Annotated in this window: 18 protein-coding genes and 1 pseudogene; 13 read left to right on the forward strand and 6 right to left on the reverse strand. The window is 50.9% G+C overall.

Annotated features, from left to right (window positions below; translation table 11 throughout):
• From NFR19_RS07120 to NFR19_RS07140, 5 genes are all read left to right on the forward strand, one after another.
• Entirely contained in the window at nt 1-1,074 is a 1,074-nt protein-coding gene (locus NFR19_RS07120) for a glycosyltransferase family 2 protein (protein ID WP_251213100.1), read from the forward strand.
• Between the two features lie 10 nt (nt 1,075-1,084).
• Nucleotides 1,085-2,332: a glycosyltransferase family 2 protein gene (locus NFR19_RS07125; RefSeq protein WP_251213101.1), complete on the forward strand. Its 1,248-nt coding sequence runs from the start codon at nt 1,085-1,087 to the stop codon at nt 2,330-2,332.
• Nucleotides 2,325-3,404, forward strand: coding sequence for a glycosyltransferase (locus NFR19_RS07130; protein ID WP_251213102.1), 1,080 nt, complete (start codon nt 2,325-2,327; stop codon nt 3,402-3,404). The genes NFR19_RS07125 and NFR19_RS07130 overlap by 8 nt, the downstream gene beginning before the upstream one ends.
• Nucleotides 3,391-4,629, forward strand: coding sequence for a glycosyltransferase family 2 protein (locus NFR19_RS07135; protein ID WP_251213103.1), 1,239 nt, complete (start codon nt 3,391-3,393; stop codon nt 4,627-4,629). Before NFR19_RS07130 ends, NFR19_RS07135 begins: the two co-directional genes overlap by 14 nt.
• 117 nt (nt 4,630-4,746) lie before the next feature.
• A complete protein-coding gene (locus NFR19_RS07140; RefSeq protein ID WP_251213104.1) occupies nt 4,747-5,439 on the forward strand; it encodes a glycosyltransferase family 2 protein in 693 nt (230 codons plus the stop codon).
• Here NFR19_RS07140 and NFR19_RS07145 read toward each other — a convergent pair whose 3' ends face one another.
• Entirely contained in the window at nt 5,440-6,231 is a 792-nt protein-coding gene (locus NFR19_RS07145) for a recombinase family protein (protein ID WP_251213105.1), read from the reverse strand.
• Nucleotides 6,228-7,085 (reverse strand): HipA domain-containing protein, encoded by an 858-nt coding sequence (locus NFR19_RS07150; protein WP_251213106.1) that lies wholly within the window; start codon nt 7,083-7,085, stop codon nt 6,228-6,230. The genes NFR19_RS07145 and NFR19_RS07150 overlap by 4 nt, the downstream gene beginning before the upstream one ends.
• 192 nt (nt 7,086-7,277) lie before the next feature.
• Between NFR19_RS07150 and NFR19_RS07155 the strand changes: the two genes are divergently transcribed.
• The 3 genes from NFR19_RS07155 to NFR19_RS07165 are packed head-to-tail and all read left to right on the forward strand — an operon-like array spanning nt 7,278 to nt 9,497.
• Complete coding sequence (locus NFR19_RS07155; RefSeq protein WP_251213107.1) at nt 7,278-7,643, forward strand: DUF2304 domain-containing protein; 366 nt, start codon at nt 7,278-7,280, stop codon at nt 7,641-7,643.
• Complete coding sequence (locus NFR19_RS07160; RefSeq protein ID WP_251213108.1) at nt 7,636-8,472, forward strand: glycosyltransferase family A protein; 837 nt, start codon at nt 7,636-7,638, stop codon at nt 8,470-8,472. Before NFR19_RS07155 ends, NFR19_RS07160 begins: the two co-directional genes overlap by 8 nt.
• Complete coding sequence (locus NFR19_RS07165) at nt 8,469-9,497, forward strand: glycosyltransferase family 2 protein (RefSeq protein WP_251213109.1); 1,029 nt, start codon at nt 8,469-8,471, stop codon at nt 9,495-9,497. Before NFR19_RS07160 ends, NFR19_RS07165 begins: the two co-directional genes overlap by 4 nt.
• Here NFR19_RS07165 and NFR19_RS07170 read toward each other — a convergent pair whose 3' ends face one another.
• Nucleotides 9,498-10,544, reverse strand: a complete 1,047-nt coding sequence (locus NFR19_RS07170) for a hypothetical protein (RefSeq protein WP_251213110.1) — start codon at nt 10,542-10,544, stop codon at nt 9,498-9,500. It abuts the gene before it with no gap.
• Entirely contained in the window at nt 10,537-11,514 is a 978-nt protein-coding gene (locus NFR19_RS07175) for a glycosyltransferase (RefSeq protein WP_251213111.1), read from the reverse strand. The genes NFR19_RS07170 and NFR19_RS07175 overlap by 8 nt, the downstream gene beginning before the upstream one ends.
• A gap of 113 nt (nt 11,515-11,627) precedes the next feature.
• Here NFR19_RS07175 and NFR19_RS07180 point away from each other — a divergent pair, with 113 nt between their 5' ends.
• Genes NFR19_RS07180 through NFR19_RS07200 form a run of 5 tightly spaced genes read left to right on the forward strand, consistent with a single transcriptional unit; the run spans nt 11,628 to nt 16,176 of the window.
• Nucleotides 11,628-12,590, forward strand: a complete 963-nt coding sequence (locus NFR19_RS07180) for a glycosyltransferase family A protein (protein ID WP_251213112.1) — start codon at nt 11,628-11,630, stop codon at nt 12,588-12,590.
• Between the two features lie 40 nt (nt 12,591-12,630).
• Nucleotides 12,631-13,038, forward strand: coding sequence for a sugar 3,4-ketoisomerase (locus NFR19_RS07185; protein WP_251213113.1), 408 nt, complete (start codon nt 12,631-12,633; stop codon nt 13,036-13,038).
• On the forward strand, nt 13,035-14,138 hold the full coding sequence (locus tag NFR19_RS07190; protein WP_251213114.1) for a DegT/DnrJ/EryC1/StrS family aminotransferase: 1,104 nt from the start codon (nt 13,035-13,037) through the stop codon (nt 14,136-14,138). Before NFR19_RS07185 ends, NFR19_RS07190 begins: the two co-directional genes overlap by 4 nt.
• Before the next feature lie 31 nt (nt 14,139-14,169).
• Nucleotides 14,170-15,591, forward strand: a complete 1,422-nt coding sequence (locus NFR19_RS07195; RefSeq protein ID WP_251213115.1) for an oligosaccharide flippase family protein — start codon at nt 14,170-14,172, stop codon at nt 15,589-15,591.
• Nucleotides 15,592-15,624: 33 nt separating this feature from the next.
• Nucleotides 15,625-16,176, forward strand: coding sequence for a GNAT family N-acetyltransferase (locus tag NFR19_RS07200; protein WP_251213116.1), 552 nt, complete (start codon nt 15,625-15,627; stop codon nt 16,174-16,176).
• A gap of 20 nt (nt 16,177-16,196) precedes the next feature.
• On the opposite strand, the gene NFR19_RS07205 is transcribed toward NFR19_RS07200, so the two are convergent.
• Nucleotides 16,197-17,381, reverse strand: coding sequence for a glycosyltransferase (locus NFR19_RS07205; RefSeq protein WP_251213117.1), 1,185 nt, complete (start codon nt 17,379-17,381; stop codon nt 16,197-16,199).
• A gap of 71 nt (nt 17,382-17,452) precedes the next feature.
• A pseudogene (locus tag NFR19_RS07210) lies at nt 17,453-17,707 on the reverse strand (choline-binding protein A); the annotation flags it as partial.

Genomic DNA, 17,707 nt, shown 5'->3' on the forward strand with positions numbered 1-17,707 from the left:
GTGACTCCGCAACCTAAAGTCAGCCTGCTGATACCGATCTATAACGTGGAGACGTATCTGCACGAATGCCTTGATTCTGCGGCTGCCCAAACGCTGCACGATATCGAAATCATCTGCATCAACGACGGCTCTACTGACAGCAGCCGCGCGATCATCAACGAGTACCTAGCCGACCCGCGCTTCCGCGTGATCGATAAGCCGAATTCTGGGTACGGTGCCTCCATGAACCAAGGGCTTGATGCGGCGACCGGCGAATATATCGGCATCTTAGAGCCGGATGACTTCATAGAGCCTGACATGATGGAGTTGTATTATCAAACCGCTCAAGAGCACCACGCCGACATGGTAAAAGGGAACTTCTACTATTACTGGAGCACCCCGAGCGAGCGCAATGTTCTCTCGGGCCTCGTGAAAGAAGATATGTGCGGCAAAGTCGTCGACCCCATTGACGATGACCGAGTCTTTCATATCGAACCTTCTATTTGGTCGGCTCTCTATCGCACGGAATTCATCAGAGACCACAACATCCGCTTCAATGAAACACCGGGTGCGTCTTACCAAGATGCATCGTTCGCGTTCGCCGTGTTAGCTCACGCCACACGCGTCGTATTCATTCACGAAGCACATCTGCACTACCGGCAAGATAACGAAGCGTCTTCCGTCAACTCCCCTGGCAAGGTATTCTGCGTATGCGAGGAATACCAGGCCATCGAAGATATGATCGACGAACTGCCCAATAAGGAGCGCGCGCAGCGATTACACGAGGTGTTTCTGCGCACGAAGTACAACGCCTACCTTTGGAACTTCTTCCGCCTGAGCGAAGATCTCCGAAGAGAATTCCTTGCAGAGTTCTCTTCGCAGTTTAGGGCGCATAAAGATGCGGGAGAGATAAACCCTGAGAAATTCGAGTGGTACAACCTGCGCGATATGGATTGGATCATCAATGATCCCGACTTCTTTCAAGCGATCTCATTTTATGGGCCTGAACGACCACGCCTAAAAACGGTGCTACACGCGTTGGGAACAGGCGGTCTTACATATATGCATAAGCTCCGCGCGTTTCAGAAAAGGTAGCTGAATCCGCATGCCTGCTTTCTCCCTCATAGTGCCGGTGTATAACGTTGAGGACTACCTGCCGCAATGCCTTGAGTCGCTACGTGCTCAGACCATGGAGGATATCGAGATCATCTGCGTTAATGACGGATCGACCGACAACTCCAAACAAATAGCAGAGCAATACGCTCAAGCTGACGATCGCATCAGCGTGGTAAACAAAGCCAATGGCGGTCTTTCCTCTGCTCGCAATGTCGGCATCCGGGCAGCCACGGGCGATTACCTCTGCTTCATAGATTCGGATGACCTGATCTTGCCTGATTCATGCGCGATCCTCTTGCAAACATTCCAAAACACCGGCGCAGACGTGGTCACCTTCGGCGCAACATGCTACCCAGACTTCTGTTTCAATAGCTTCATCGAAGAAATGACCACAACGCGAGATGCGGTATACGATAGCTTTTCGGGCGATATTCTTTTCAAGGAGCATTCGCATCCATATGCATGTCGCACTGCTGTAAGACGATCCTTTCTGAAAGAGCAGGGCATATCCTTCGACGAGAACGTGCCCTTCGGAGAAGACCAAGTATTCCATTTTGCCTTGTATCCTCGCGCGAACAAAGTTGCCTTCATCAGAGATAAGCTGTATCTATACCGGATCGGGCGCGAAGGGTCATTGACGACCGCTCGCAGCAATGACCACGCGCGCAAATTGAAAGAGCATTGCAATCTAGTCACCCTCATTGCAAAAGACTGGCAATCGCTCGGACTCATGGGAGAATACGGGACCGACTTGCTCGATTGGTCGGTTGAATTCTTGGTGCCTCCCCTTGATGAACTTGATGCCGAACAACGCCCTGACGTATTCGAGGCGATCAAGGAGTCTTGGAATTCATGGTTTGGTGACGAAGATGCTGTTCTGCGTGCTCTCGATGGGAGATCCCGCGATCTTGCCGCTCTGGTTTACAAGGACGTCTATGATGATAAGCAGTTCCTCTACGCTGTAAAGCATTTCTTTACAGGCCGCACCTCTCAAGCCCAGCCCACGTTTGGAAGACACATCAAGAACATCTTGAAACGAATTGCTCCTATCTCCCTCATCAGGGCTTTACGTCATAGCCGAAACGCCAACTCCACCCGTAAGCACGCACAATGGTACGCTGATGATGCTGCATACCGGGCGCGCTCCTTAGAGCGCGTGAAACGAGAAGTTACGCAAAAAGCGTTCAACGAAAGTGATAACGAGAATGCTTCGACGAAGAGGCGAGCGCATGAGTGAAACGAGGTGCCCCAAAGTCAGCTTGCTCATTCCCGTCTATAACGTAGACGCCTATCTGCGCACATGCTTGAACTCCGCGGCCGCCCAAACACTGCACGATATCGAGATCATCTGCATCAACGACGGATCGACCGATGGCAGCCGTGCGATCATCGACGAATATCTGAGCGACCCGCGCTTCCGCGTGATCGACAAGCCGAATTCCGGATATGGCGCCTCCATGAATCAGGGACTTGATGCGGCCACCGGCGAGTATATCGGCATCTTGGAATCCGATGATTTCTTCGATGCTGATGCGCTTGAAGTGCTCTACGATGCAGCTACGGCTGCAAATGCTGACGTGGCGAAGGCGGATTTCTACTTCTATTGGTCCATGCCAACACCGCGCGACAAGCGCTTCGGCTGGGTGAAGCCGAACGATGCCGGCGTGCATGACCCCCGCATGTTCACCAATGTGTTCTATCGTAAGCCCTCCATTTGGTCAGGTCTCTATCAGCACAGCTTCTTAGAACAGAACAAAATCCGTTTCACTGAAACGCCGGGTGCGTCATTCCAAGACACGGCGTTTAATTTCAAGGTGTGGGCTTGCGCGCAGCGCGCGGTGCTGATCGACCGAGCGCTTCTCCATTACCGCCAAGACAACGAAGCCTCGTCGGTCAATTCGCCAGCCAAGGCATTCTGCATATGCGACGAATACGACGAAATCGCACGCTTCGTGAGCGTGCGGGCAGACGCAGAGGAACTGCGTCCCATTGCAGCGAAAGCGCGCTACGATGCGTATATGTGGAACTATGAGCGACTAGCACCTGAGCTGCGAGCGAGTTTCGCACGGCGCATGGCTGAGGATTTCCGCGCCGAAGATAGATCGGGAGCGAACGCCTACGATCTGCTGGAACCCTGGAAGGTCATCGACCGCAAAGCCATCATCGCAGACCCGATCGCCTTCTGCGAAGAGAAGGAACGTGGCGCCCAGCACGGAAAACTCTCAACATTGGTGCGCTGCTTCCGAGCAGGTGGGTTACCTTTGGTGCTTCGCGCCATAACGAGCAAGGTGCGCAATGAGAACTACTGAACGAACGGCACAACACACGGCGCGTCCAGCCGCTGCTCAAACAGACGGTGAACGCGAGAACATCCCTCGCATCTCGGTGATCATGCCCGTCTACAACGTGGAAGACTACCTTGCGTGGAGTGTGAAGTCGGTGCTCGACCAGTCGTACCCGAGCTTCGAGTTGATCTGTGTGGACGATGGTTCCATTGATGGATCAGGCGCCTTGCTTGATGCGCTTGCCGCAACTGATGACCGCATCGTCGCCGTTCACCAACCGAACAGCGGCCCCTCAAAAGCACGCAACACCGGCATGGACCGTGCAATGGGCGATGTGGTCACCTTCCTTGATTCTGACGACTTCATGCGCCTCGACGCGCTGCAAACGATCGCAGCCGCCTACACGGCCGCCCCTTTCGACGCGCTCGTCTATGGGGCCGATGCCTATCCGCCCTCGGAAGGGTCCGCGTGGCTCACCGAAGTGCTCTCGCCGCACGACGCGGAATACGATGCCTTCCACCCAGACATCCTCTTCAAAGAGAGGTCTCATCCATTCACATGGCGCACGGCATTTCGCCGACAGTTCCTGCAAACGAACAGCATCCGCTATGATGAGAACACCGATTTCGCTGAGGATCAGATATTCCTCTTTCAGGCTTACCCGCTGTCGAAGAAGACTGTGTTCATAGCCGACAAGCTGATCGGATATCGCGTGAAGCGCAAGAATTCGCTGATGGCGTTGCGTTTCGACGACTTGAGCATGCGCTCCGATGAGCATATCGATGCCCTCGAGAAGATCCTAAGCCACTGGAGCAGTTCAGGTTATCTCGCTCGGTGGCCCCATGAGATGTTCGTCTGGAGCATGGATTTCATGCTCGGCAGCCTTATACACAGCGCGAACGCGGGCGCTTTCGACGATGCCGCAGGTAAACTGAGCATACTCTGGCAGCGGTACTTCGATCAGGGTTTTCTGACCGAACAGACGCACGCCAAGATCACAGGCCCCATCGTGCGCGCCGTGATGGATCCGAACCAACGTATCTCTTCACGGCAGTTGATGCTCGCTCTCTTCACTCTGCGGCGCCACACGTTCGGTCTGCGCTACGCATTGCGCCAAGCTGCCGAGCAACTGCGTGCACGCCTTCAGAGCAAACGCACGCACGCTGCCTATGATGAATGGACCCAAGCCGACGCCCAAGCCCGTCGAGCTGCCAAAGATATCCTTCTTGGCAACTCCAACCGCTCATAGCGTTCCCCTTAAACGTAAATCTCCTTTTCCAAAACAGCCATCTTAGCAAATCGTGCTATCTTGCCGTAAAATCATGCTCATGCACGACACTGATGAAACTACGATACAGGTGAGCGCTTGAAGACCCTGCTGATCATACCGGCATACAACGAAGAGGAATCGATCGAATCCACGGTTGAATCCATCCGCCGCACCGTGCCTGAGGTGGACATCCTCATCGTGAACGACGGCTCCACCGATGGAACGGTGGGGATCTGCCGCAGAAACGGCTATCCGTTCTTGGACCTGAGCACCAACCTCGGGCTTGCGGGCGGCTTTCAAGCGGGCATGAAATACGCATTGCGGCACGGCTACGATTGCGCCATTCAATTCGATGCCGACGGCCAACATCTACCCGAATACGTTCCAGCGCTCGCCGAGGCTGCTCAAAATGCTGATATCGTGATAGGGTCGCGGTTCCTTGAGGGCAAGAAGGGTGCCTCCATGCGCTCGCTCGGCAGCAGCCTGATCCGCGGTGCCATCAAGCTGACCACCGGCAAGACCATCACCGACCCCACCTCTGGCATGCGCGCCTTCAATGCGCGCATGATCAAGCAGATGGCAAAGGGCCTGAACTACGGCCCAGAGCCTGACACTATCTCATATCTGATCAAGCGCGCCGACGCCCAGGTGGTCGAAGTGCCGGTGACCATGGCCGACCGCACCGCCGGCGAAAGCTACCTCAACCCGTGGCGCTCGTCGGTCTATATGATGCAGATGACCATATCCATCCTGCTCATGCAATTCTTCCGCAAGAAAGTGGCCTCATGATCACCGCTTGCTTATACCGAACGCTTTCATCCTGCGAAAGAGCGTAGCGCGGCTAACGCCCGCTACCTGTGCGGCTTCTTCTGCGCTCAGCTCATCGCGTGCGTACTTCTCAATCGCATCTATCAGCTTCAGCTGATCAACACGCTTGGACGGCCGACCGAGTTTCTTCTGGCTTTTCGCCACATCAAGACTCTCCTTGCGCCGTGCATCCAAATAGCTCTTCTCCTTTACGTAGAGCATCTTCAAAAGCGCATGCATCTCTACACGATTCGAGTCATCAATTTTGAAACCATCACCACATACGACCTTCCCCGCACAAACAGCCTCAAGGATCGCACGAAGGGCGTCGGATGACCTTGGCCCTATATCTCGCGCAGCAAGGTCAACCACTTCTTCCATAGCCGCATTCGAATCGGCAACCACGTACAAATTATCTCCCGAGTACGTCCTTTCCGTCCTGATTAGCCACTCCAGTTTATTCAGATACGGCATGTCCACCTCATCGAGCAGCTTCCAAAGGTCTTCGCGGTTCTCCGCCGGGGCGCGCTCGCTGACAAAGACTGGTGTCTTATTCTCTCGTACATACTCTGCTCGCCGCAGATCAAGGTTGATGCCAGGAATCCCTTGGAACAGCGGGGCCTCGAGCAGCTCTATCACGCTGTAATTGGGTCGAATGCCGTACACATAGGTCCCGTCTTCGTATTCGGTATAAGTGATTCTTGCAACCCAATATTCCATAAGGGTTTCCGGATCCCTTACGCAGATGATTCCACGAGTGACAGCCTCCCTCATTGCGAAGCCCTCCCATCGCCTTGCGCGCCCTGAAGCAGAATGAGCTGATAGCGCATATCGAGCATCTTCATATAAAACGAGCGTCTCATATCGCTGATTCCTGGAATACTTTCGATGAGATCGCGCACATCCCGCATGTCCAACGTATCGAGAACATACTCCAGCGCATCGTTGCATTCAGCGAACCGACCCGAAGAGATAACCTCACAATACGAGCTCTTCTGCCCATCCAGCTTGATCTGTGATGTTGGAAAGCCGTAAATGCGCTTCTTCATTTCTTCATCGCTCTCTATCACCTCACGGATTGCATCGTCATCACGCAAGCGAGGGAAAAGGCAAGATCCGTTGTCGAAGACCGGAGCCAACCGATACTTGTTATCCTCCTTGAGAAAGCCCCAGTTCGCTCCATGTCGATCGAAGTTGCCAATAAAAGCATCCACGATGAACATGCGCCAAAAGGTAGCGATAGTCTCATCCACATTCGTAAGCTTGCTATTGTCCTCAAGCATTCTCATGATGTCGATGTATTCGTATTGGTACCGATCCTTGTCCTCTTCGAGCGTGCTTTCACCTACATCGTTGAAGGGCACGAATTGTGTGTCGCCGACATTGAAATCACGACAAACAACAACATGGTGTTCTTCATAAGTACCCAATAGCGTATCTTGGGCCTTCATGCCTGCTAATTCGAATATACGCGAACCGAGATGTTCGGAAACGTGGTTGAATCTTTTTCCGAAGGCATCCTCAGCTTGAAACTTAACCATATAAAGGCCATCATCCATGACGATGCCCCGCTTACGTTCACTGCCTGCATACTGCTTTCCGCTATCAGGGAACGAGGAAAAATCCATCGCTTTCCTTAATCTCATAATTGCTGATAGATATTTTTGATATTATATCAGTTACATAATATCTCATATATACCAGTTAGTAATTTTGAGATTCCCCATTGACACACCAACTCTATCGCCAATCAACTGTTCTTGCCGTAAAATCATGCAGATAGAATGAATAATCGGAATCGAAAGCGACCCTAAGGCGACATGTCCCTTGCTATGCGCATATTGCTGATAATCATCTCGATCGGCACGCTCGCGTTCGTGATCAGCCGCGTCCGCAAATCGCGCATCCGCATCGAGGATTCCATTTTCTGGGTCTGTTTGAGCATGCTGCTGATCATCATCAGCATCTTCCCGCAGATCGTGTTCTTCTTCACCAACCTGCTGGGCATCCAGTCTCCCATCAACCTGGTATTCCTGTTCTTCATCTTCGTGCTGCTGATCCAATGCTTCACTATGAGCGTGCGCATCTCCCAATCGGACACGAAGATCAAAGAGCTCACCCAGCAGCTCGCCATCGAGAAGTTCGAACGCCACCAGAACGACGAGCGATTGGCTGAAGATGACTGATCACACTTTTGCCATATGCGCATATAAGGAGAGTCCGTATCTTGAAGAGTGCATTGTCTCTCTGAAAAACCAAGAAGATCCCTCCAATCTCATCATATGCACCTCCACGCCAAACGAGCACATTCGTTCATCAGCTCAACGATTCGAGATTCCACTTTTCGTAAATCCGAATGGCCCAGGCATTGCCTCCGATTGGAACTTCGCACTAGAGCAGGCAATGACCCCCTATGTGACCATCGCACACCAAGATGATGTCTATGCATCCGCATATTCCACTCACATGCGAAAAGCCATGTGCTCGATGAGCACCCCTCTGCTCTTCTTTACCGATTATGGCGAGATTCGCAACGAGAAGACGGTCACGGAATCTCGACTGCTCACCGTAAAACGCCGACTGCTCGCGCCATTGTGCGATGGACAACGGGCTTCTTCCAAAAAGGCGCGACGAAGGGCGCTTTCGCTTGGCTCTGCCATTTGCTGTCCCTCGGTAACCCTTGCCATGAACAACATTCCCAAACCAGTGTTCAAAGATAACATGAAAAGCAATCTTGATTGGCAAGCCTGGAGCGAGATCGCTTTGCTGGATGGGCAGTTCTACTACGATTCAGAGATATTGATGTTCCACCGCATCCATCCTGATTCGGAAACATCAGCATTGATCGTGGATGATACGCGAACGGCTGAGGACCTGTTCATGCTCAGCCAGTTCTGGCCGCGCCCTATTGCGAAAGTGTTGAATCATTTCTATCAGAACGGTCAGAAAAGCAATGATCTGGATAACCGCGCTGAAGAATCCTCCCGAAGCCAAGAAACCGAGGAAACACGATGAGCGGTCCTTTGGTCAGCGTTGTCGTACCGGCTTATAACACGGCTCGCACCCTCCCACGTTGTCTCGACAGCATCCTTGCCCAAACGATGGAAGATCTTGAGATCATCGTGGTAGACGATGGAAGTCCCGATGATGTTGCAGAGATTGCATCAAACTACGTTCAACGCGATCCCCGCATTCGTCTCATTCGTCAAAACAACAAAGGACTCGGTGCGGCAAGAAATACCGGGATTGAGCAAGCTGCTGGCGCGTATCTTTCTTTCGTCGATAGCGATGACTTCATCGAGTCCGATATGCTCGAAATGATGACAGCGGCGCTCTCCGATACCGGAGCGCTTGTTGCGAATTGCGAAGCATACATCGATGTATTCGATTCAGCGAACACGTGCCGTAAAACAGATACGCTCTCCTTACCGATCAAGGAATCAGTAGCCACTGGCTTTGAGGCTTTTAGCTGCTTTTCATCACTTGTCCCTCCCGTGTTGAACAGTGTTTGCTTCAAGCTGATCAAAAGGACCCTTTTTTCTGAAATGAGATTGAGGTTTCCCGAGGACCATCGATTTGCTGAAGATATGCCCGTAACAGCCTTTTCGTTTCTCCATAGCGATCGCGTTGCTTTTGTTCACAGGCCTCTTTATCACTATATAAGAAGCAACTCCATATTGACCATGACATTTTCGCCAAAGAAGGCTCACGATCTGATCGCCAACATGAACGAGATTTGCATATATGCACAGCATGCCGAGTACCAAGACCAAGATGATCTTGATGCCTTTCGCCTTGAAATGCTGTTTTCTGCAACTCGGCAAATCACCTGGTCAAAGGAATACCGCAGCTCCATAGGCAAAGAATTGCTCACCTGCATCGAAGAGTCAAAACCTTCTCAAAAGCCGTCGAAGCACACGTCTTATCTTCCTCTTTTGCAGAAAGCAAAAATAGATCTGACCTATTCGGGCTGGGCGCGCATCGCATGCAGGGCAGCGTATCACCTCAGATGGATGCCCCTGATCAAATACATGCTCTGATCAAAATATGTCATCCCCGCCGATCGGATGGCGCTCATATGGAAATTCATAGAGATACTCGGACAATTCTTGCGCCATCACTGAAGCTTCATCTCTGTATTGGGGGAGCAAGAAAAGCTGCGTATTATTGATCGAACGCTTCGGATCGAAACCCGACAAGGGGTTAACATGGTCTCTGGTAGACACGCCCAGCGCATGTGCTATTCTCTGCACCGTGTTGTCATAGTCGTATACGAAATCTTCAAAATGCATGCGATGCACATGCGGATCCGAAACGATCTTCTCCGATCTTCTCATACATCTATAGTATTCGCAAAACTCATCGACTTTTTCTGGATAAGGGATTTGAGAATTGCTCTTCGACCATACATATTTATTTAAGATGAACACATCGCGCGGATCGCGATCAACGATAAAGCATTCCGCATCACCATCGAAATACCGCTCCCTGCGCCACGCATTGAATGGCAACAAAAGCTGATCGAGAATGAGATTCGTTCGATCTCTTCCCATTTCCATGAATAGATCCGCAAGGTACTCTCTGCTTGCCTGATAGAATGCGTCCGGCGTTGGAAGCGAAAAACGCATCCGCCCGTACAACAACGGTTTTTGGGGAAAGATCTTTCCTTGCGTGACCGTTCTCAATATCCTGTTGAACGCAAGACGAGGAAACACTCCCCAGCCGCGACGCTCTTGGGGGTACCAAAAGCTTTCTGATTCAACGAGTGTCAGCTTGTGGATATAGGCATGTGTGATCTCCATGAAGCGAGGGCTGAGGTTGCGCCGATAATCTCCAACCCACCAAAACGGCGTATCGAACAGCTCACTCATCGCCATCTCGAAAGAACGAAGCGCCTCATCGCTACGGAGCGCATTATTCCCAACAAGCAGCTTGTCCTCCAGATCGAAGACCCCATTGGGGCAATGTAAGAAAACATATTCAAAACTACCCTGCGGAGCTTCAAAACCATCGAACTCACTGAGCAGGTCCGTCAATGCAGACGACCCAGACCCCATATATCCTGTGGGGATGATCACCTTATTCATGCAAAGCCTCGCCTTCATAGCGCTTGCAAATTTTTGGGATCATCACGCGCTCGCGCAATGCATCTGCCATTTTTTGACGGAACACACGACTTCCCAACATCCCTCTGGCAAAAATTACGAGGGCGGTCGGTATTTTCCTGCTTCCCACCGCAGCAAAGAGCCCATCGTAGCTTCTCTTCGCAAACGAGTACCCCAGGCTGTCTTCCTCAGAAGATCCAGCGCTTACATCATTTATCTCCGTTACAGGAATATCCCCGATGTTCCTACCTTTACGATAGCAATCCTTCAAAAAACGTGCATTCTTCTCTTGTATGATCCAGCTAGAAGAGGATATGCCATTTTCTGCAAAACGATAGGCGAGCAACATGTCTGCCATTCGTCCAAGTTTGAATCCATGTTGGAAAGCTCGCAGAATGAAATCATAGTCCTCACAGCTTGATATCTCTCGATAACCGCCAAGCACTTCATACACTTCGCGCCTTGCAAGCCAGGTAGGATGAAACATGACGTTCGTGAATCCCTCGATCTCGCTCAGCGCACCTGTGAACATCGTCGGCAGTTTTCGGCCTGCAACAAGTCCCCCATCAGAGATGACGTCTGCCCCCGAAGCAACCAGATCGAGTTGGTTGTCCTGCAAGAAGTGAAGTTCTTTCCGCAATCGGTTGGGTTGCGCGATGTCGTCCGCATCCATTCGGGCTATATACGGCTCTTCTGATGTTTCGATCGCACGATTTAAACTTCTCGTGAGCCCTTGATTGCTTTCATTTGCCAGTACGACGATACGTTCATCCTGGTCGGCGTATGCTTGTACGATAGCGTTCACTTCGTGATTGTCTGGATTGTCCAGCACGATATAGAATCGAAGATCACGTAAGGTTTGCATGAGAATGGACTCTATGCTGGCGCGAAGCCATTCCGGCTGTTCCGCAAAGGTGGACATGATAACTGCGATCCGAGAAGGCTCAGTCACGTGCGATCCTATCATCTTTTATCCGTTGCCTATGAGCCGATGCCGATTCGGCCTTAACAAGGTATCATCTAGATATCTTATAAGGACAGCCACGACGATGCAAAAGGAGCCCTATGGAGTTCATTGCTCTGTCATACAATCACGCACGTTGTATCGTTGAGCATTTGGAAAGTATTAAACATGTCATACACTCATATGCTGACGGCGAGGCATGCGTCTTCCGACTCTTCGACGACTCATCATCCGATGATACGGTCAAGATCGCCGATGCCTGGCTTGAACAGAATAGAATGCTCTTTTCCGATGTGGAGATCATATCAAACACAAAAAACCTTGGTGTCGCCCATAATTATACGAGGGCTTTGCGCTCTGTCAGATCGAATCGATTCAAAATACTGGCAGGAGACGACCTCTATTTCGACAACAATGTATTTCAAATCGCAGAAAAGCCCGGTCTCACCCTCACTCAGCCTTTCTGGTTCAGAGATGCCACCGTGGTTCCCGCGCCCGATATCGACAACCTTCTTCTCTTCGCCCACGCGCAAGTACAGGATGCACTGCGTCCTACGATCCTGAAGAAGCTTCGCTTTGAGAACTGCATCAGCGCCCCAGGTGCCTTCCTTGGGAAGGATCTTATCGATTCAGATCTGCTGCGAGCGATCGAGGCCTACACGTATCTGGAAGACTACCCCATGTGGTCGTTTCTCTTCCTTGAGAGAACTCGACCCTTCCCTGTACGCATTGATGCGCGGCCCTATGTGCTATACAGAGTAGGTAGCGGCGTCTCAACGAGCCACCGAAACGCTTCAAGGACCGAAGAGCCCTCCCCCTATGAGCTTGATGTGATGAAGCTGAAGGAGCGCTACTATCCCACCACGTCAGGATCATCCTTGCCAGCAAAGATCAAACGAGCGGTTCGGTTCTATCAAGACAAAGCCATCTGCAAACGCCTTCGTGCTCGCGACAAGAACACGCAAGAGATCCTCGATCAAAGAAGTCACGCAGAACAAAGGTCGGGGGCATATATCGAGTCTATACAAGGTTTAGCATTAGGTTTCATCGAAGGATTGCAATAGAATATCCATATCGAACCCGAATATGGAAGGCGCACTCGAAATGCTCGATATAGAGACACTGAAGTTCGATCCTCGCGGAGATGGGCGAGGATTCTTGGTTCCCCTAGAAGGAAGTCAGGATATCCCATTCAACATCGAACGTATCTACTATATAGGAGATGTCCCTGAAGGAGTAACGCGTGGCGCACACGCCCATAAGGATTTAGAGCAGGTTCTCATTTGCGTACATGGTTCATGTACGATCCTGCTCGACGATGGCTACGAAAAAACGACGATCGAACTGACGGACCCTTTCACAGGCATCTTGTTGCATAGCATGATCTGGCGTGAAATGTACAACTTCTCACCAGATTGCGTTCTGCTAGTGCTCGCTTCAAAGCACTATAGCGAAGACGACTACATTCGGGACTACGACACGTTCCTCGATCAGATCGGAGTAAGACGGTGATATCGGTTCCTTTTGTGAGTTTTCGCGAGATCGAACGCGAACTTGGCTCTGAGCTCAGATCGGCTTTTGAACGCGTCTTGGACAATAGCTGGTACATTCGCGGGGAAGAAGATGAGGCTTTCGAGAAAGCCTTTGCTTCGTATTGCGGAACGGCTCACTGCGTAGGGTGCGGAACCGGCCTCGATGCCATCTACCTTTCATTGAAGGCGCTCAGTATCGGACCAGGAGATGAGGTCATTGTTCCTTCGAATACCTACATCGCAACAGCATTGGCCGTTTCGTATTGCGGTGCTGTTCCTGTTTTCGTCGAGCCTGACATCAACACGTACAACATAGATCCTGAACGTATCGAAGTAGCCATCACCAATCGGACGAAAGCGATCATACCGGTCCATTTGTATGGACAGCCAGCTGATATGGACCCTATTCTTGCAATCGCACACGACCATAAACTCTTCGTCGTCGAAGATGCTGCGCAGGCGCATGGAGCTCTCTACAAAGGCAAGCGTGTAGGCTCCTTTGGAGATGCAGGAGCTTTCAGTTTCTACCCCGGAAAGAATCTTGGCGCTCTTGGAGACGGTGGTGCTGTTGTGAGCAATAACGAAGCGATTGCTCGAGTAGTGAAAGAACTTGGGAACTACGGATCCGATCGAAAATACCATCACATCATGAAGGGCAACAACTCACGACTAGACGAGATACAGGCCGCATTCCTTTCAGCAAAGCTTCCCCATCTTGAAGATATGAACGCTGAGCGCAAAAGGATCGCGCAAAGATACCTGAGCGGCATCACCAATCCTAACATCACACTTCCCATCATGATCGATGGAGCCGATCCGGTCTGGCATATCTTCGCGATCAGGCATCCCAGGAGAGATGATCTTGCTACCTATCTGCACGAGCAGGGGATACAAACACAGATCCACTACCCTATTCCCATCCATCATCAGATAGCGTATCAAGACCTGCATCACAAACCTGGAGAATTTCCTATCGCAGAAGAGATCAGCCGTACCGAACTTAGTCTTCCTCTATTCTATGGCTTGGAAGATGCTCAGATCGATCACGTCATAGATTGCCTCAATAACTTCGCCCGGTGATATGAGCCGAGCACGCCTTTTCATCGAGAATATGCTCATCTACGGGCTTGGCGGAGTGCTCGCCAAGATCGTCCCGTTCATCATGGTGCCCATCGTGACCCGCCTCATGCCAGGCACAGAGTATTTCGGCATGAGCGACATGACGAACACGATTGTCTCGTTTGCACAAGCATTCTCGGTTATGGGAATGTATGATGCGATGTTTCGTTTCTTCTTTGACGACGACGACATCGAACGAGAGAAAGCCATCTGTTCTACTGCACTCTTCTTCGTGCTCGGGTTCTCGCTTGTCGTTGCCCTATCCATGCTGCTGTTCTCTGACCCTATTGCAAAGCTATTCTTCGGAACAACCGAATGTGTGTCATTGGTGATCATAGCGTCGATCTCAACGTTCATCGGAGGCAGTGGCTCCATCATCCAGGCACCAACGCGCATCCAGAACAAACGTATCACCTTCATCGTGATGAACCTTGTCACCTCTCTTCTTTCCTACGGAATATCCGTGCCACTGCTGATCACCGGCAATTATGTTATAGCGCTCCCTGTTGCAGCAGCGGCAGCAGCTCTCGTATCCCTTGTTGTCTTTGGCCTCCTGAATCGATCATGGTTCGGCATCAAACAGTTCCGCCTCCCATACCTTCTTCCTATGCTCAAGATAGGCATCCCTCTCATGCCGACGTTTCTCTGCTATTGGCTTTTTAGCTCAGCAGATCGCTTGATGATCACGAGTATCCTTGGGATTTCCGAAGAGGGCATCTACGCAATCGCTGCTATGGTGGGCCAAGCGAGCCAGCTGGTCTACACTGCATTTGCGCAAGGCTGGCAATACTTCGCATTCTCTACCATGCATGACAAAGATCAAGTTTCCATGACCTCAAGGATCTACGAATACTTAGGGGCCATCTCCTTCATAGTATCTGCCTGGCTCATTGTCTTCATCGCCCCACTCTTCGATCTGCTCTTTCCCAGCCAATACCTCCCCGGCATAACAGCCGCTCCCTATCTATTCTTGGCACCATTGCTCTTGATGCTATTCCAAGTATTGGCCAATCAACTGCTTATCATCAAGAAAACATGGCCCTCTTTGCTCATGCTCGCCCTTGGCGTCGTCATGAACATCGCTCTGAATCTCGTCATGATTCCTACCATAGGCATCGAAGGGGCCGCGATCGCAACCTTAGCCGGATATCTCCTGATAAACGCTGTCGCCTTGATCGTCCTCACAAGGATGAAGCTGATTAACGTTTCGGGAAGATTCTATGTTGGACTTCTAGCTTTTACCATGTTTTTCCTGGCATGGCGTTTCCTTTTGATCGGACAGCTTGCTCCTCTCCTGATCGCATGCGCCGCCCTCTGTGTTGTGTTCGCTCTTCTCTACAGAGTTGAACTGAAAAGAGCAGTTCAGAAAATTCGCTCTCTCGTACAAAGGAGCAGAGCGAATGACTCCTGCTAGCAAAAGCCACGGTGACATAAGGAGGAATTCTCTATGAGCAAGATCTCGGCACTCCAATACAGCGATGGGTACAAAGCGCTCAGGCCCCTTGATCCGAAGGATGCTCCAGGCATGCTGGAATGGATGCACGATCCGGCAATAGCGGGGCTTTTCCAAACCGATTTTGGTTCTATGGGTACGAACGAAGTTCTGGCTTTCATCGATGGATCACAAGGTGTTGAAGATGCCCTTCATCTCGCCATCATCGACGATAATGATAAATATATGGGAACCATAAGCTTGAAGAATATCGACATGACCAACCGCTGTGCCGAGTATGCCATCAGCACCCGCTCGATCGCCCATGGAACAGGACTGGCCTATCAAGCAACTCTGGATATTCTCGATGTCGCCTTCAAAAAACTGGAACTTAATAGAGTCTATCTTAATGTTCTTGATCTGAATGGACGCGCAAGAGGTTTCTACGAAAAGGTTGGTTTCAGTTACGAAGGACGTTCCCGACAAGCTCTTAGGATCGACAGTGCATTTCACGACCTTCTTTGGTTTTCCGTCCTCCAAGATGAGTTCGAGCAATTGACCGATTGAGGCAATGCTTGTTCCTATCACTACGAGGCAGGAACAAGCTGCGAGAGAATCGTTTCAAGCTGCCTAGATATAGTGTCGAACGAAAAATCTTGAACTCGCTTCAAACCCTGCTCCACATAGCAAGATCGAAGCTCGGGGTCTTCAAGCATCTGCTGTATCTTTGCAGCCATGTCTTCGGGGTCTTCCACAGCACACGTTAAGCCATATTCATCGTTTCCTAAGATCTCTGATACTCCCGGAAGGCTGTTCGTCGCCACAATAGGAACGCCGTCTCTCATTGCCTCCAACAGGACGGTCGGCAATCCTTCGGCAGAGCTGGAGTGAACGGCTATCGTAGCTGCGAGAAGATAGTCATCCACGTTGCTCTTCGCCCCAACGAAGTCTATCGAAGCTGCTAACCCCAAGTCGTGGGCCAATTGCTCGCATATAGTACGGGTGGGACCATCCCCGACAAATAGAAGCTTTGGATGCTTCGCATGCTTTTCATGCAAGATCTTCAGAGCACGTATAACCGTCTCTTGATCTTTGTCCTTGTCGAATCGGCCGACCATGACGAGCAGATCATCCTCACTGTTCTTGAGCTGGCCAGTAAGAGAGCAATTGGAAGGAGACGGCTCGGTCTGAATGGGGTTATATATCTTGGTTATTCGAACGCTTCGAGCTACTTCTGGAAAAACCTCAAGCGCATATCCTTGATTAGCATCCGAAAGCGTACAGAGATTGCGAATTTTCCTGTAAAGAAACCCATAGGAATACGAAAGCAATAGATAATCAGCAAGCGAACCATGAAGCCATGCGATTTTGTGATACGCCTTGATAAACTCGTATGCTACAAATGATAGATCTCGAAAATGCCCCGCAAAAGCAATGGCAACGTCAAAGTGGTCCTCTTTGCATGTAGTTTTCCAACAAAGCTTCTTAATGAGAAGACCGATCTTCGCAATAAGATAAACGGGAGGATATACGTACTTTCCCCAAGTTCTTTTGGTAACAGCAAAAAAGGATTCTGGGAGAGCATATTTGGAGAATGAGGACCTTATGATGTCGCACTCTTCCGGGAATTCAACTTCCATATCTGCAAGATCGGGCTGCAAGTTGAAGATCGTTACATCGTGACCCAAGGAACAGAGCATCCTTGCATAGTTCACGCCAACACGCTCTATACCACCGATCCCTAGCCCATCGAACACCAAAGCTATCTTCATTGACCTCTCCTACGAAAGGAGGCTTGGACATCCAAGCCTCCTCCGTGCGAACTCATGTTGTTGCAAGCGCCTTACCTCTTGGCGCCTGGCACCCACACGCCACTAGCATTCACATAATACCTATTGTTGTCCACCCACGCATTGGTAGCCATTACGCCATCAGGACCAACCCAGTAGATGCCGCTGATCCAACGATTCGTGGCCAACGCGCCATTCGACATCAGGTAATACCACTTATTATCTAGCCTTAGCCAACCCTTCTGCATCACGCCAGAACTGTTGGAGTAGAACCTGCGGCCGCCTGGTTCGCTGTACCAGCCCGTCTT

Source organism: Adlercreutzia murintestinalis (assembly GCF_943192905.1).
GTDB lineage: Bacteria > Actinomycetota > Coriobacteriia > Coriobacteriales > Eggerthellaceae > Adlercreutzia_A > Adlercreutzia_A murintestinalis.

What these genes read in the sequence shown, in the direction of transcription:
- NFR19_RS07150 (WP_251213106.1), bottom strand. Translation starts at nt 7,085, where the DNA reads ATGGATTTTTCCTCGTTCCCTGATAGCGGAAAGCAGTATGCAGGCAGT.
- NFR19_RS07205 (WP_251213117.1), bottom strand. Translation starts at nt 17,381, where the DNA reads ATGAAGATAGCTTTGGTGTTCGATGGGCTAGGGATCGGTGGTATAGAG.
- NFR19_RS07160 (WP_251213108.1), top strand. Translation starts at nt 7,636, where the DNA reads ATGACTGATCACACTTTTGCCATATGCGCATATAAGGAGAGTCCGTAT.
- NFR19_RS07125 (WP_251213101.1), top strand. Translation starts at nt 1,085, where the DNA reads ATGCCTGCTTTCTCCCTCATAGTGCCGGTGTATAACGTTGAGGACTAC.
- NFR19_RS07135 (WP_251213103.1), top strand. Translation starts at nt 3,391, where the DNA reads ATGAGAACTACTGAACGAACGGCACAACACACGGCGCGTCCAGCCGCT.
- NFR19_RS07195 (WP_251213115.1), top strand. Translation starts at nt 14,170, where the DNA reads ATGCTCATCTACGGGCTTGGCGGAGTGCTCGCCAAGATCGTCCCGTTC.
- NFR19_RS07145 (WP_251213105.1), bottom strand. Translation starts at nt 6,231, where the DNA reads ATGAGGGAGGCTGTCACTCGTGGAATCATCTGCGTAAGGGATCCGGAA.
- NFR19_RS07130 (WP_251213102.1), top strand. Translation starts at nt 2,325, where the DNA reads ATGAGTGAAACGAGGTGCCCCAAAGTCAGCTTGCTCATTCCCGTCTAT.
- NFR19_RS07165 (WP_251213109.1), top strand. Translation starts at nt 8,469, where the DNA reads ATGAGCGGTCCTTTGGTCAGCGTTGTCGTACCGGCTTATAACACGGCT.
- NFR19_RS07200 (WP_251213116.1), top strand. Translation starts at nt 15,625, where the DNA reads ATGAGCAAGATCTCGGCACTCCAATACAGCGATGGGTACAAAGCGCTC.
- NFR19_RS07170 (WP_251213110.1), bottom strand. Translation starts at nt 10,544, where the DNA reads ATGAATAAGGTGATCATCCCCACAGGATATATGGGGTCTGGGTCGTCT.
- NFR19_RS07180 (WP_251213112.1), top strand. Translation starts at nt 11,628, where the DNA reads ATGGAGTTCATTGCTCTGTCATACAATCACGCACGTTGTATCGTTGAG.
- NFR19_RS07185 (WP_251213113.1), top strand. Translation starts at nt 12,631, where the DNA reads ATGCTCGATATAGAGACACTGAAGTTCGATCCTCGCGGAGATGGGCGA.
- NFR19_RS07155 (WP_251213107.1), top strand. Translation starts at nt 7,278, where the DNA reads ATGTCCCTTGCTATGCGCATATTGCTGATAATCATCTCGATCGGCACG.